Origin of the sequence: Kitasatospora albolonga, from assembly GCF_039535905.1 — a bacterium.
Taxonomy (GTDB): Bacteria; Actinomycetota; Actinomycetes; order Streptomycetales; family Streptomycetaceae; genus Kitasatospora; species Kitasatospora albolonga.
On the sequence record NZ_BAAAYB010000098.1, the window covers coordinates 174,043 to 187,595 of the forward strand.

Annotated in this window: 15 protein-coding genes; 4 read left to right on the forward strand and 11 right to left on the reverse strand. The window is 73.4% G+C overall.

Annotation, left to right across the window (positions count from 1 at the left end; translation table 11 throughout):
- Positions 1-39: 39 nt before the first annotated feature.
- The 4 genes from ABD946_RS25000 to ABD946_RS25015 all read right to left on the reverse strand — a co-directional run bounded on the left by ABD946_RS25000 (position 40) and on the right by ABD946_RS25015 (position 2,874).
- Positions 40-1,374 (reverse strand): hypothetical protein, encoded by a 1,335-nt coding sequence (locus ABD946_RS25000; RefSeq protein WP_345287216.1) that lies wholly within the window; start codon positions 1,372-1,374, stop codon positions 40-42.
- Positions 1,371-2,015 (reverse strand): RNA polymerase sigma factor, encoded by a 645-nt coding sequence (locus tag ABD946_RS25005; protein WP_345287218.1) that lies wholly within the window; start codon positions 2,013-2,015, stop codon positions 1,371-1,373. The genes ABD946_RS25000 and ABD946_RS25005 overlap by 4 nt, the downstream gene beginning before the upstream one ends.
- Positions 2,016-2,115: 100 nt before the next feature.
- Entirely contained in the window at positions 2,116-2,247 is a 132-nt protein-coding gene (locus ABD946_RS25010; RefSeq protein WP_345287220.1) for a hypothetical protein, read from the reverse strand.
- Positions 2,248-2,409: 162 nt separating this feature from the next.
- A complete protein-coding gene (locus tag ABD946_RS25015; protein WP_345287222.1) occupies positions 2,410-2,874 on the reverse strand; it encodes a rhodanese-like domain-containing protein in 465 nt (154 codons plus the stop codon).
- A gap of 202 nt (positions 2,875-3,076) precedes the next feature.
- On the opposite strand from ABD946_RS25015, the gene ABD946_RS25020 reads away from it, so the two are divergent.
- Positions 3,077-4,054: a helix-turn-helix domain-containing protein gene (locus tag ABD946_RS25020; protein WP_425558694.1), complete on the forward strand. Its 978-nt coding sequence runs from the start codon at positions 3,077-3,079 to the stop codon at positions 4,052-4,054.
- Positions 4,055-4,056: 2 nt separating this feature from the next.
- Here ABD946_RS25020 and ABD946_RS25025 read toward each other — a convergent pair whose 3' ends face one another.
- Entirely contained in the window at positions 4,057-4,827 is a 771-nt protein-coding gene (locus tag ABD946_RS25025) for a MerR family transcriptional regulator (protein ID WP_345287226.1), read from the reverse strand.
- A gap of 171 nt (positions 4,828-4,998) precedes the next feature.
- On the opposite strand from ABD946_RS25025, the gene ABD946_RS25030 reads away from it, so the two are divergent.
- On the forward strand, positions 4,999-5,730 hold the full coding sequence (locus ABD946_RS25030; RefSeq protein WP_345287228.1) for an aquaporin: 732 nt from the start codon (positions 4,999-5,001) through the stop codon (positions 5,728-5,730).
- 16 nt (positions 5,731-5,746) lie between these two features.
- Here the strand turns inward: ABD946_RS25030 and ABD946_RS25035 are convergent, their stop codons facing one another.
- From ABD946_RS25035 to ABD946_RS25045, 3 genes are all read right to left on the reverse strand, one after another.
- Positions 5,747-6,343, reverse strand: a complete 597-nt coding sequence (locus ABD946_RS25035) for a flavodoxin family protein (RefSeq protein WP_345287230.1) — start codon at positions 6,341-6,343, stop codon at positions 5,747-5,749.
- A gap of 42 nt (positions 6,344-6,385) precedes the next feature.
- The gene (locus ABD946_RS25040; protein WP_345287232.1) at positions 6,386-6,811 is read right to left on the reverse strand and encodes a PPOX class F420-dependent oxidoreductase; all 426 of its coding nucleotides are present in this window, start codon (positions 6,809-6,811) and stop codon (positions 6,386-6,388) included.
- A 72-nt stretch (positions 6,812-6,883) separates the two neighbouring features.
- On the reverse strand, positions 6,884-7,372 hold the full coding sequence (locus tag ABD946_RS25045; RefSeq protein WP_345287234.1) for a GNAT family N-acetyltransferase: 489 nt from the start codon (positions 7,370-7,372) through the stop codon (positions 6,884-6,886).
- 246 nt (positions 7,373-7,618) lie between these two features.
- On the opposite strand from ABD946_RS25045, the gene ABD946_RS25050 reads away from it, so the two are divergent.
- Together ABD946_RS25050 and ABD946_RS25055 are read left to right on the forward strand one after the other, a co-directional pair.
- Positions 7,619-8,758 (forward strand): sensor histidine kinase, encoded by a 1,140-nt coding sequence (locus tag ABD946_RS25050; RefSeq protein ID WP_345287274.1) that lies wholly within the window; start codon positions 7,619-7,621, stop codon positions 8,756-8,758.
- A 17-nt stretch (positions 8,759-8,775) separates the two neighbouring features.
- Positions 8,776-9,411, forward strand: coding sequence for a response regulator (locus tag ABD946_RS25055; protein WP_345287236.1), 636 nt, complete (start codon positions 8,776-8,778; stop codon positions 9,409-9,411).
- A gap of 194 nt (positions 9,412-9,605) precedes the next feature.
- On the opposite strand, the gene ABD946_RS25060 is transcribed toward ABD946_RS25055, so the two are convergent.
- The 3 genes from ABD946_RS25060 to sbnA are packed head-to-tail and all read right to left on the reverse strand — an operon-like array spanning position 9,606 to position 13,492.
- The gene (locus ABD946_RS25060; RefSeq protein ID WP_345287238.1) at positions 9,606-11,465 is read right to left on the reverse strand and encodes an FAD/NAD(P)-binding protein; all 1,860 of its coding nucleotides are present in this window, start codon (positions 11,463-11,465) and stop codon (positions 9,606-9,608) included.
- A complete protein-coding gene (sbnB, locus tag ABD946_RS25065; RefSeq protein WP_345287240.1) occupies positions 11,459-12,466 on the reverse strand; it encodes a 2,3-diaminopropionate biosynthesis protein SbnB in 1,008 nt (335 codons plus the stop codon). Before sbnB ends, ABD946_RS25060 begins: the two co-directional genes overlap by 7 nt.
- A 54-nt stretch (positions 12,467-12,520) precedes the next feature.
- Positions 12,521-13,492, reverse strand: coding sequence for a 2,3-diaminopropionate biosynthesis protein SbnA (gene sbnA, locus ABD946_RS25070; RefSeq protein WP_345287242.1), 972 nt, complete (start codon positions 13,490-13,492; stop codon positions 12,521-12,523).
- Positions 13,493-13,553: the final 61 nt, after the last annotated feature.

A 13,553-nucleotide genomic window follows, 5' to 3' on the forward strand; every position in this document is an offset into this window, starting at 1 on the left:
CCGCAACCCCTCGGGCAGGGGTGCGGCCGCCGCGGCGGTTCACGAGCTGACCAGGATGACCCAGTCGTGGGTCGCGCCGATCTGCCTGAACTGCCCTGCCGTGGTGGGCAGGTAGGCCTCCGCGACCATCGCGAGGCCAGCCCGGTCCGAACTGCTGCTGACCTTGATGCGGTACGTCACGGTGCGGCTCTTGCCCGCCGCCAGCGGGAACGCCCCGGCCTGTCCGGTGGCCGCGTAGTCCATCCCGGTGCCCTTCCACAGCGCCGGCAGCGCCGTCCACCGGTCACCGTCCTTGCGCTCCAAGGTGCCGGGCAGCAGTGAGGCGGGCGACGCGGGATCGTCCGTGCCCATCATCACCGGCTCGACCGAGGGGTAGTCGGTGGAGCTGACGTTGGTGAAGGTGACCGGGACGGTCACCACCTGCTTGTCACCGTCCTTGGGGTTCGCCACCTCTTGGCCCAAGGTGACCTTCACGTCCGCGCCGTTGCCGGGCCTCAGCATCCCCGCCCGCCCGCTCACGTCCAGGCCGGCCATGATCGACTCCAGGTCCGCCTGGTACTTCTCCGGCAGGCCGTTGGCGTTGACGAAGACCTGCTCCTTGTGGAACCCCCACATCTGGGCGGTGTACTGCCTGGTGGCATCGCAGGCCACCTGCCAGCGGACCTTGTTCACGTACTTCCCGTTGAGCGTCACCAGCGAGCGCTGCGGCTGCCCGATCCGTCGGTAGTCGTCACCGACGCCGGTCGACCCCGGGTCCCCGGGCAGGTAGCAGGCCGGCTGGTGGGACCAGCCCGAGTCGGAGTCGAGGTCCGCCTCGCTCGGCCAGAGCTGCTCCACGCCCTTGTCGTACGCCGTGATCATCACGCCCTGCGGCAGGCACTCCCCCTTGGCGGCGACAGCCGCCCCTGGGACGCGCAGACAGAGACTCGTCGGATCGCGGGCGTCGACCGTCCAGCCCGCCGGGACCTCGACCTTGACCTTGTGGAATTCCACGGTGGTCGTGGCCGGCGGCTCCTCGGTCTCGGTCGCCGATGCCGACGCCGATCCGCTCGGGGTGAGTTCGGCGCTCGGGGACGCGGTGGGCGTCGGGGACGGGGAGGGGGACGCGGAGGCGGTGACGGCGGGGGCCACGTCCTGGGCGACGGGGTGGCCGCCGGTGCTGAGGACGCCGATGGCGAGGCCGGCGGCCAGGCCGAACATGGCGATGGTGGTGACCACGTGGAAGGGGCGGACCTTGCGCGTGCGTCGGGTGGGCGGGGCGGCGGGGCGCAGGTTCTGGGCCGTCACCTGCTCGGCGCGGGCGGCCAGGGCGGCCCGCAGCAGTTGCTCGGTCGGCGACTCGAGCCGGTCGGGATCGTTCGGCTTCTCGGTCATCGGGCCTTCTCCAGGTGCTTCTCGAGGGCATCCAGAGCCCGGCTGGCGGTGGACTTCACAGCGCCCCGGGAGAGCCCCAGGGTCTCGGCGATCTGGGCCTCGGAGAAGTCGGACCAGTACCGCAGCACCAGCACCTCGCGCTGACGTGGGGTCAGTTCCTGCAGGGCCACCAGCACCCGGCGGTGCTCGTCGTTGAGGACGGCCTGCTCCTCGGCCGAGGCGGCGTCGGCCTCGTGCGGCGGCACGTAGTCGCGGGCGGTCCTGCGGCGGCGCAGCACGGAGCGGGCGCCGTTCACCACGGAGGTCCGCAGGTAGCCGAGCGCGTTCTCCAGGCTGTCGAGGTCCTCGCCGTGGCGCTGGTACAGCGCGGTGAACGCGTCCTGCACCACGTCCTCGGCCAGGTCCTGACGGTCCACCAGCAGGACGGCCATCCGCACCAGCCCGAGCCGGTGGGCGTGGTAGAGCTCGGTGAGCGTCGGGCGCTCCGCTCCGGAGCCGCCGACCCGGACGACCCGGAGGTTGGTACTGGTCTCCGAGGCGGAGTAGGGCTCGGCGGCCTCGGCCCCGAACAGCAGCTTCCGGAACCCCTTGAGCACACCCGCGCCGGAGAACCCCCGCGCGGGTGCGATCGCTATGGACATGCTCGCTCTTCCGTTCCCCCCGCGGCACGGCCCGCTCGGCGGGCGGCACAACGGTAAATGTCTGTTCGGACGGCTGTTGACCTGCGCGATTGTGCCCGGTTCAGAACGCGGCGGGCACACCGGCCGGGGCGGAGGGCTGCGCGGTGGAGCAGCCGGCCGGGCCGAGCGGGGCCAGGACGGCGAGCGAGACGGTGATGTTCTTCGCGAAACGGCCGAAAACGGGCTCGTTCATGGTGCAGGTCCCCCTGGGCGGTGTGGTGCTCCGTCAATTGGCGAGAGCCGCCGGGCTCGGCCGTTCTCCCGGCCCCCCCTTGCTCTCACCCTGATAGACGTGCATCCCCCCGGGGGGTTGCAGGTGACCTCAGAACTTTTTTCCGCGGGACATCGCCGCAGGTCAGCACACCAGGCCGAGGTCGTTCGGGGTGGCGTTCGCCGGGTCGATCGCCCGGCGGCCCTCGGTCGGCCAGCCCTCGCGGACCCAGTACTCCAGGCCGCCGATCATCTCCTTGGTCTCGCGGCCGAGCGCCGCCAGCTTCATCGCGCCCTTGGTGGAGCCGTTGCAGGCGGGGCCCCAGCAGTAGACCACCAGCAGGCCGGCCGGGAGTTCGGCCACCCGCTCGGCGGTGATCTCGGCGAGCGGCAGGCTGATCGCGCCGGGCAGGTGGGCCTTGCGGTGCGAGCCCTCGGCCCGGACGTCCACGATCGTGAAGTCCTGCCGGCCGTCCCGCATCGCGTACCAGACGTCGGCCGGGTCGGCCTGGCAGCCGAGGCGCTCGGCGTGGAAGGCGAAGGCCCGCTCGGGGGAGACGGTGGCACCGAGCGAACCGTTGTAGGTCGCGGTGGTGGTGACAGCGGTCATCTGCGGGCTCCTGGTGGGCGGTTGTGCGCTCTTTCCGACGTGACGATCTTCCGATCCGGACACCCCGCCCCGACAGTGGCGCCCACGACTACACTCGCCAAGATCCCGCCAACCCCGTACCGCCGCGCCAGGAGCACCGATGGCCGACCACCCCGCCACCACCCGCCCCGTCCAGGTCAGCATCGGCCCCCGCCCCGAGCCGGTGCACACCATCGCGGTGTACGCCTTCGACGGCATGGCCCCGTTCGAACTCGGCGTGGTGGTCGAGGTGTTCGGCCTGGCCAGGCCCGAGCTGGCCGGGCTGCTGGCCGCGCCCTGGTACGGGCTGAAGATCTGCGCGGACCGCCCCGGGCAGCTGCTCGGCGCGGTGGGCGGCTTCTCCCTGATGGCCCATCACGGACTGGACGAGCTGGCCGCCGCCGACACCGTGATGGTGGTCGGGGTGCCCAACGCGTTCAGCGGCGAGGTCTCCCCCGGGCTGGTGGCCGCGCTGCGCACCGCGCACGAGCGCGGGGCCCGGATCGTGTCGATCTGCTCCGGTGCGTTCGCACTGGCGGCCGCCGGACTGCTGGACGGCCGGGAGGCCACCACCCACTGGCGGTACGCGGAGCTGCTCCAGCAGCGCCACCCCGCGGTGAAGGTCAACCCCGACGTGCTCTACGTGGACAACGGCTCGGTGCTGACCAGTGCCGGCAGCGCGGCCGGCATCGACCTCTGCCTGCACCTGGTGCGCAGCGACCACGGCGCCAAGGTGGCCAACACGGTGGCCCGCCGCTTCGTCGTGCCGCCCCACCGGGACGGCGGGCAGGCCCAGTTCATCGAGGCCACCGTGCTCCCGGTGGAGGAGGAGGACGACGGCATCGCCCGCTCCATGCAGTGGGCCCTCGACCACCTGGCCACCCCGCTGACCATCACCCGGCTGGCCCGGGCCGCCCGGATGTCCGACCGGTCCTACCTGCGGCACTTCACCGCCCGCAACGGCACCAGCCCGATGCGCTGGGTCATCACCCAGCGCATCGCCGCCAGCCTGTCGCTGCTGGAGTCCCCGGAGGGGACGGTGGAGGAGATCGCCGCGGCCGTCGGCTTCGAGTCCGCCGCGACCTTCCGGCACCACTTCGGCCGCACCATGCGGACCTCCCCCACCGCCTACCGCCGGGCCTTCGGCCGGGGCGTGGCCTGAGCTCAACCGGCCAGGTGGGCATCCGCGTTGGCGACGATCGCGTCCCGCAGCCAGTGCGCCAGGCCGGGGGCCACCTTCTCGTACGTCGCGGTGAAGCGCGGGTCCGCGACGTACATCTCGCCGAGGCAGCGGTGCATCTCGTGGCCGCAGTCGTAGAACGCCCCGGTGATCTGCAGGCGGTGCTCCTCCGCCAGCGCCGTGCCGTCCGCGCTGCCCGGGGCCACCCCCGCCTTCATCGCGGCGGCCAGCCGCTCGTTGAGCGCGGCCTGCTCCTGCTGGAGCTTCGCCCAGTCCTCCTTGGTGTAGCGGGCGGTCCGGCGCCGGGACTCCTTCCAGGCGTCGGTGCCGCCCCAGCGCTGCTCGGCCTCGGTCTCCCAACTCTCCTGGTAGTCCTGGCCGAAGACCTCGAACTTCTCCTCCGGGGTCAGCTGAATTCCCATCGTGCTCGCCTCCATGGCGTGTTCGACCGCCGCGGCCAACTCCTGGAGCCTGGTGATCCGGTCCTGCAGCAGCGCGTGCTGCCGGCGCAGGTGCTCGGTCGGTCCGGCCGAGGAATCGTCCAGGACGGCCGCGATCTCCTCGAGGGAGAAGCCGAGTTCGCGGTAGAACAGGATCTGCTGCAGCCGGTCCAGGTCCTCGTCCCGGTACCGCCGGTAGCCGGCCGGGGTCCGCCCGGACGGCGACAGCAGGCCGATCCCGTCGTAGTGGTGCAGGGTCCGCACCGTCACCTTGGCGACGGCCGCGACCTGTCCCACCGAGTACTCACCGCTCATCCGGCCCTTCCTCCTTCACTGGCCCCAGCCTCCGCCCTCACGTCGCGTGAGGGTCAAGCCGGTGCGCGGGCGTGCGCCGTACGAGTCTCCGAGCACGGAGCCCGAACGGCCGCCGACCTTGGGCACACCGGCCAATTGTCCAGCTCAGCGGGGTGCCCCGACCATGGCCGCATGACCACCCCCTCGCTCCCCCGGCGGTTGGCCGCCGAGGCCTTCGGCACCGCCGTGCTGGCCGCCGTGCTGATCGGCTCCGGCATCCGGGCCACCGCGCTGAGCGCCGACGGCGGGGTGCAGTTCCTGGCCAACGTGCTGGCCTCGGTGCTGGCCCTGGCCGTACTGATCACCCTGCTGGGGCCGGTCTCCGGCGCCCACCTCAACCCGCTGGTCTCGGCCGCCGCCTGGTGGACCGACCGGCGCGGCTGCACCGGCCTTACCCTGCCCGAGCTGGGCGGCTACGTCCTCGCCCAGCTGCTCGGCGGTGTGGCCGGGGCGGCCCTGGCCAACCTGATGCACCGGCGGCCCGTGCTGGCCGCCTCCTCGCAGCCGCTCGGCGGCCCGCACCTCTGGCTGGCCGAGGCGGTGGCCACCGGAGGCCTGGTGCTGCTGGTCTTCGGCCTGCTCCGGACCGGCCGGGGCCAGTACGCCCCGGTCGCGGTGGCCGCCTGGATCGGTGCCGCCTGCTGGGCCGTCTCCTCCGGCAGCTTCGCCAACCCGGCCCTCACCCTGGCCCGCTCGCTGAGCGACACCTACACCGGCATCGCCCCGGCCTCCGTGCCGGCCTTCGTGCTCGCGCAGGGCGCGGGCGCCGTCCTCGGCCTGGCCCTGGTCCCGGTCCTGTTCGGCCGGCCCCGCCACCGCGCCCCGGACGACGCCCGCGAGCTCGTCCCCGAACTGCGGGGCTGAGGCCGCCGAGGCTCCGTCAGACGCCCGCGAAGAAGGTCCTCGCCTCGGCCAGGGCCAGCTCGTCGTTGCGGACGTCACCCGGGCGGGTTCCGTTGCCGAGCAGGGCGCCGCCCCAGGGCATGCCCATGTAGTCGGCGGTGAGCTTCAGGGTGCCGATCAGCGGGTCCACGTCGGAGCGCTCGCCGGAGTGCGAGGTGACGCTCCACAGGGTGGTGCCCCGCATCCGGGCGCGGAAGTCCGAGCCGGGGACGCGGAACCAGCCGGACCAGTGGTCGAGGTAGTGCTTGACGCTGGTGGAGACGGTGTACCAGTACAGCGGGGAGACGATCACCAGGTCGGTGGCCCGCGCGGTGGCCTCGAAGAGGGTCAGGGCGTTGCCGGCGAGGGGTGGGTAGCTGCCGTCGCCGGTGTGCCGGATGTCGCCGAACGGCTCCAGCCGGAGCGACTCCAGCCGGAGCCAGGTCTGCTCGACGCCGGCCGGGAGGTGCTCGGCGGCCAGCCGGGCGAGCTGCTCGGAGTTGCCGTCCTCCCGGACGCTGCCGAGCAGGAAGAGGAAGCGACGGTCCGTCAGCCCGGGGTCCGAGGGGACGGATTCGGCGGAAGATGCGGTCATCCGGCGATCGTACTGACCGCCCGGGCGGGTCCGGCGGGCGGCTCAGTCGGCCACCCGGGTCACCGCGACCACCTTCTCGATCGCGATCCGGACCAGCAGCTCGCCGGGCACCCCGTTGCGCGCCCCGTACTCCTCGGCCCGCTCCTCCCCCATGTAGCGGGCGGCGATCCGGCCGGCCCAGTACCGCACCTCGTCGAGGTCCTCGCTGAGCTGCGCCCGGCCCCGGACGGTGACGAAGTCGAACGGCGGCCGGTCGTCGTCCACGCACACCACCACCCGGCCGTCCCTCGCCAGGTTCCGGCCCTTCACCGTCTCCGCCCCGGTGTTGAGGATCAGCTCCCCGCCCTCCAGCAGGAACCAGACCGGCGCCACGTGCGGGCTGCCGTCCGCCCGGACGGTGGCGAGTTTGCCGGTCCTGGTCCCGGCCGAGAGGAACGCGCGCCACTCGGGCTCGGTCATCTGAGGCATGGGGTCATCGTGACCGACCCGGCGGCCGGGGCGGGCCCGGCGCGCCGGGGCCGCCCCGAGGTGCTCCGGGGGTCAGGACTCCAGGGCGTAGTAGTGCAGGGTCTCGTCGGAGGAGGTGCGGCGCAGACCGGCCTTCTCCAGCACCCGCTGCGAGCCGAGGTTGTCGTGGGTGGTGTCGGCCACCGCGCGGCGGGCCCGGCCTCCGGCGAAGGCCCGGTCGAGCAGGGCGCGGACGGCCTCGGTGGTGTAGCCCTTCCCCTCCGCCTCGGGGGCGACGCCGTAGCCGAACGCCACCGTGCCGGTCTCCTCGTCCGGCGGGCCGAAGAGGCCGATGCCGCCGATCACCTGACCGGTGCTCAGCAGCACGATCTGCAGCGGCCCGTACAGCGGCTCGCCCGCCGGCAGCCCCAGGAACATCCGCGCCACGTCCCGGTCGTCCTCCCGCGGGTACCCCGCGCTCCACTCCGGCGAGCGTCCGCCGCCCCCGGCCACCAGCTCGGCCTCCTCGGCCGTGTACGGGCGCAGCCGCAGCCGCGCGGTCTCGATGCTGAAGTCCGTCATCCCCAACTCCGTGATCACTCCCCGGGCCCCACCCCACCGGCGGGCCACCCGGCGCGGATTCCCCCGCACGGGTACGACAGTACGACCACCCCCCACGGGCCACCCCACCGCTCCCAAGCCCGCCGGAGGCGACCCGAGCCCATGTCAGCCGATCGGTTGACCCCCTTCGGTGCCGTCCCGGGCCAGGATGGAACCGTGAGCGAGACGAGTGGTGCGGAGCGCAGCGGCCTGCGGCTGACGGTCGTGATGTACGGCGCGTTCCTGCTGCTGCTCGGAGCCTCCCTCACCCGCTACCTGCTGCGGCACGGCGACAGCGGCCGGGCCGGCTGGGTGATCGCCCTCAGTGCCGCCCTCGCCCTCGCCCAGCTCCCGGAACTGCGCCGCCGCGGACGGGCCCTCCGGATCGCCCGCCTCGCCCTGGTGGCCGGCCTCTGGACCGTCCTGGTGCTGCTCGCCCCGAGCTTCGCCTGGTGCGCCGTCCCGCTGATCTACACCGCGCTCCGCACCCTCCCGGCCACCGCCGCCGTCCCCCTGGTGGCCCTGCTGACCGGCCTGGTGATGTACGCCGAACAGCAGCTCGCGGACGGCATCGACCCGGTGACCCTGCTCGCCCCGCCCGCCGTGGCCGGCCTGGCCACCGTGGTCTTCCTCCAGATGGAGCGTCAGGCCGAGCGCCAGCGCGCCCTGATCGCCGACCTGGTCTCGACCCGCCGCGCCCTGGCCGACACCAACCGCCGCGAGGGCGTCCTGGCGGAGCGTCAGCGGCTGGCCATCGAGATCCACGACACCCTGGCCCAGGGCCTGTCCAGCCAGCAGATGCTGCTCCAGGCGGCCGACCGCGTCTGGGACACCGACCCGGCCACCGCCCGCACCCACGTGCACACCGCCGCGTCGATCGCCGCCCGCAGCCTCGCCGAGGCCCGCCGCTTCGTCCGTGACCTGACCCCGGCCGACCTGGCCGACGGCGTGGGGCTGGACCAGGCGCTGCGCACCCTCGCCGACCGCGAGGCGGCGGAGAGCGGTCTGACGGTCCGCTGCCACCTGGAGGGCACCCCGGCCCCGCTGCCGGACGCCGTCCGCAGCGCACTGCTGCGGATCGCCCAGGGCGCGCTGGCCAACGTCCGCGAACACTCCGGAGCCCGCACCGCCGCGCTCACCCTCTCCTACCTCGGCGACCAGGTGGTCCTCGACATCGGCGACGACGGCCGCGGCCTGCCACCGATCCCGGCGGGCGCGGAGGCCGACCCGTCCCGGGGGCACGGCCTGCCCGCGATGCGGGCCCGGGTCCGCCAACTGGGCGGCACCCTGACCGTCGAGTCCGCCCCGGGCGAGGGCACCGTGGTCACGGCGGCCATCCCGCTCGAACTCCCCGCAGACGCCCAGTGACGACGACCGGAGGACCCATGACCGCGACCACCCCCGTCCGCCTGCTGGTCTGCGACGACCACGCGGTGGTCCGGGCCGGGCTCCTGGCCCTGCTGGGCAGCGCCCCCGACATCGAGGTGGTGGGTGCGGCCGGCAGTGGCGAGGAGGCCATCGCGCTGGCGGCCAAGCTGCGGCCCCAGGTGGTGCTGATGGACCTCCAACTGGGCGACGGCATCGACGGGGTGGAGGCCACCAGCCGGATCGCCGGGCGGCCGGGGGCGCCGTACGTGCTGGTGCTCACCACCTACGACACCGACGCCGACATCAACCGGGCGATCGCCGCGGGGGCCACCGGCTACCTGCTCAAGGCGGAGCGGCCGGAGGAGCTGTTCGCCGCGATCCACGCCGCCGCCGAGGGGCGCACCACCCTCTCGCCCCCGGTGGCCTCCCGGGTGATGGCCCAGCTGCGCACGCCGGTGCCCCAACTCACCGACCGGGAACAGGAGATCCTCGCCCAGCTGGCCCAGGGCCTGGGCAACCGGGAGATCGCCCGCGCGCTGTTCATCAGCGAGGCCACCGTGAAGACCCACCTGGGGCGGATCTACGACAAGCTCGGCGTCGACACCCGCTCGGGCGCGGTCGCCGTCGCCAAGGAACGCCGGCTGCTCCGCTGAACCTTCGCCGGATCCGCCCGGAAGGGCAGTGCCCAGGGGCGCGGGGAACTGCGCGCTGCGGCAGGCAACGACCCGTGTGCCGGGTACGGACGCTCACGTGCAAGTGGCTCTCCGTACCCGGCACACGGGTCTCGTTCTTCCGTCTCGCGCAGTTCCTCGCGCCCCTGGGCGCTGCCCTTCCGGGCCAGCCGGTGTCAGAGGCGGTCGAAGAGGTCTCCCACGCAGCGGTGGGCGTCGGCCAGGGCCCGGTTGGGGCCACCCGGCGAGGGGACGTAGTGGTTGTAGAAGGTGGCGCCCTCGCAGAGCGGGCCGAGCACCCAGAGCCGCTCGTCCACCGTGCCGTCGGCGCCGATCGGCTGGTTGCCCCGGGTGACGTCCACGCCGCGGCTGCTCGGCGCGGACGGGCGGTGCCGCCGGATCCGGCCGCTGTCGCGGAGCTGCCGCAGCAGCGGGCTGGCGGTGCGCTCCACGTCGGGCTGGCCGGAGGTGGCCAGGCAGAGCCAGTCGACCCACTCCTGGTGCGGGGTGGCCAGTTCGGTGGAGGAGACCACCCAGCCCAGGCCGTCCCACTCCACGGTCGGCGCCGGGCCGAACGGGATCTTCACGATCCCGGCCTCCACCAGTGCCAACAGCTCGGCGTGCCGGTCGAGTTGGGGCCCGGTGACATTGCGGTTGAGCACCCCGGTGTAGGAACCGTAGAACTCCTCGTGGGACTTCTCCTCCAGCCCGCCGAAGTCCACCGCGTAGCGGATCACGTCGCGCAGGTCTCGGAGCACCTCCAGGGCGGACTTCACCGGGCTGCCGGCCAGGCCCAGCCGGGCCTGCGCCAGGTCCTGGGCGATCCGGTCCAGGTACCAGGCCTGGTACGCCTCCCGGTCCTCGGTTCCGCCGACCGGCGGGTGCACCAGCTCGACCGGGTCGAACTCGCCCTGCTCACGGTCGAGCCGGTCCAGCTCGGCACCGATCCGGCCGGCCGCGTGGGCCTCCCGGAGCGCCCGCTCGACCACCGCCTCCAGCTCCTCTCCTCCGTCCAGCGCGGCGGTGCGGCGGTGGAAGGCGATCCGCATCTCGGTCAGGATCAGCGGTTCGACCTGCTCGCGCAGGTCCAACTCCGGCCGGTCCGTGCGCAGTCGGTCGACGGCCTGGCGGGTGAAGGCGATCGGCTGGTAGCCGCCGCGCCGGTTGTTCTCCGGCCGGGCCCGGAACGGCAGCCCGGTGCGGGAGTAGAGCAGGATGCGCGGCTCGCGGCCGCTCGGCAGGTAGCAGCGGCGGCCGTCGGGGCCGGGCACGTGCTCGCCGCCCCGGCCGACGGTGAGCGCGGCCAGCGCGTCCATCGCGGACAGTCCGGTGCCGCCGAGCGCGACCGTCTGGCCGGGCTCGATCCTGGCCAGTTGGCCGGGCAGCGGGTAGATCTCCCGCAGGTACCGCTCGCCGCCCGGGCCGGGGGCCGGCTCGGCGGGCGGGGTGTGACCGGTGGTCAGGAAGACGTGGTCCACCTCGACCCGGCGGCCGTCCTCCAGGCTGATCGAACGGCCGCCGTCCGGGGCCTCGTTGAGGGCGATCGCGGTGGTCCGGTGCAGCTCCACCGTGACGTGCTCGGGGGCCCGGGCCAAGGTCCGGCGCAGGCACCAGGCCAGGTACTCGCCGAGGATCCGCCGGGGCAGGTAGTCGTCGGGTGCGACCGGTCGGCCGAAGGCGCCGAGGGTGAAGCCGTCCTCGGCCAGCCGGAGGCTGCGGCCGGTGACCCAGGTGTACAGGTCGGTGCCCCGGTCCGCCACCGCGTCGCCGACGGTGGCCTCCTCCGGGAAGTGCGAGACCTGTGCGGCGACGGTGTTCAGCAGCAGGTAGTCCGGCTGCTCCGGGTCGTGCAGCCCGCTGCCGTCGCCGACCGGGTCCACCAGCTCGACCCGGACCGGCCGCCGGCCCCAACTCTCCTGGGAGGCGAGGGTGATGATGCGCTCCAGCACCCCGAGCCCGCGCGAGCCGAGCCCGATGACGCCGATCCTGGCCTCCGCCGTCGTGTGCGCCGCGTCCGTCACGTCCGTCGTCACCACCGCTTGGTCTCCCCGAAGAAGTCGGCGATCTCGACCGCCTGGCCGGACCGCTGGGCCTCCTGGTGCACGAACCTGCCGACCGCGAGGTCCAGCACCCCGAGGCCGAAGGGCGAGAAGACCACCGGCTTGTCGTCGCCGACCACGGCGTCCCCGTTGATCACCTGGGCCAGCGTCCCGGTGACGAAGTCCCGGTTCCCGACCAGCTGTTCGGCCAGGTGCGGGGAGGTGTTGGCCTTCATGCAGTGCTCGACGTCGTCCAGCACGTTGTAGGAGCCGAGGATCAGCTCCGGGGCGATGTCGCGCAGCGAGATGTTCAGCACCAGCTGGCCGGGGGCGAAGCTGTCCGGGGCGGTCACGTACGGCTCGCCCGCCGTGGTCGCGAAGACCACCAGGTCGGCCCCCTTGAGCACCGGCGCCAGCTCGGGGGCGAACTCCGCCGCCCAGCCCAGCTCACCCGCCGTGTACTCCACCAGGGCCTCGCCGTACTGCGGCAGTTGGTCGTGCACCTGGACGGTGCCGAACTCCCAGTCACGGGACCGGAAGAACTCCAGGATGTTCCGGGCGATGATGCCCGCGCCGACCACGACCACCCGCTCCGCCCGGCGGCCGCCGGACAGCACCTCGGCCGCCAGCACCGCCGAGGCGGCGGTGCGGGCCGCGCTGATCTGGGAGGCCTCCAGCACCGCGTACGGGTAGCCGGTGGCGTAGTCGTTGAGCAGCAGGGCGGCCGAGGCGCGCGGGACGCCCTGCTCGATGTTGGCCGGGAAGCTGCTGATCCACTTGATGCCGGCCACGTCCTGGCCGCCGCCGAGGTACGCGGGCAGGGCGATGATCCGGGCGTCCGGCTTCTCGGGGAAGCGCAGGAAGTAGCTGTCCGGGTTGACCGACTCGCCCGCCTCGTGGGTCAGGTAGGTCTCCCGGACCTGCTCGACGATCCGGGGCCGGCTCCGGCCGATGATCTCCCTGGCGGCCTTGCCGCCGATCACGCTGAACTCGAACACGCTGCTGCTCCTTGCCACTTGGGCACTGGGGAAGAGTGGATGGGACGGGAAGGGTCAGTGGTGCGCCGCGGCGGCGGTCTCCAGGAGGTCACCGAATCGCTCGGCCACCCAGGCGTCGTCGTACACGGTGCCGAGGTAGCGCTCGCCGAGGTCCGGGCCGATCGCCACCACCGAGGCGCCGGGCGGGAGTTCGAGCCGCTTGCGGTCCACCGCGGCCAGCACCGAGCCGGTGGATCCGCCCATCGCGAGCCCGCGCTCGACGGCCAGGCGGCGGCACATCCGGACCGCCTCGGCCTCGGGCACCAGGACCACCTCGTCCACGCCCTCGGGGCGCAGGATCTCCGGGCGGCGGCTGGTGCCCAGGCCCGGGATGTGGCGGCGGCCGCCCGGGTGGCCGAAGGTCACCGAGCCCTCGGTGTCCACCGCGATGATCCTGGTCAGCGGCGAGTTGGCCCGGAACCACTCCACGCAGCCCATCAGGGTGCCGGTGGTGCCGGCGCCGACGAACAGCACGTCCACGTCGAGGAACTGCTTGCCGATGGCGGCGGCGGTGCGCTCCCGGTGGGCGGCCGGGTTGGCCGGGTTGGCGTACTGGTTCGGCCAGACCAGCTCCGGGTCCTCCCGCAGCCGCTCCTGGATGTGGTCGATCCGGGACTGCAGGAAGCCGCCGTTGGCGTCCCGGCGGTCGACCATCGCGACCTCGGCGCCGAAGGCCCGCATCAGCCCGATCGACTGGACGGAGGTGTTGGGGTCGATCACGCAGGTGAACGCGTAGCCGCGGGCCGCGCAGACCGAGGCCAGAGCGATCCCGAGGTTGCCGGAGGAGGACTCGATCACCCGGCCCCCGGCGCGGAGCACGCCGCGGGCCTCGGCGTCGTCCAACAGGCCCACCGCGGCCTTGAGTTTGATCGACCCGGCCGGATTCAGGCCCTCGATCTTCAGGGTCAGGTCGACCCCGGGCACGAAGCCGTTGAGGTCCAGGAAGAGATCGTCCAGCACGATCTCGTAGGCATGCCGAAATAACATCACGGAACCTGTCGGTAGGGGGAGTGGGGCTCTGACAGGCGCGGGGAGCGGACGCGGGAAG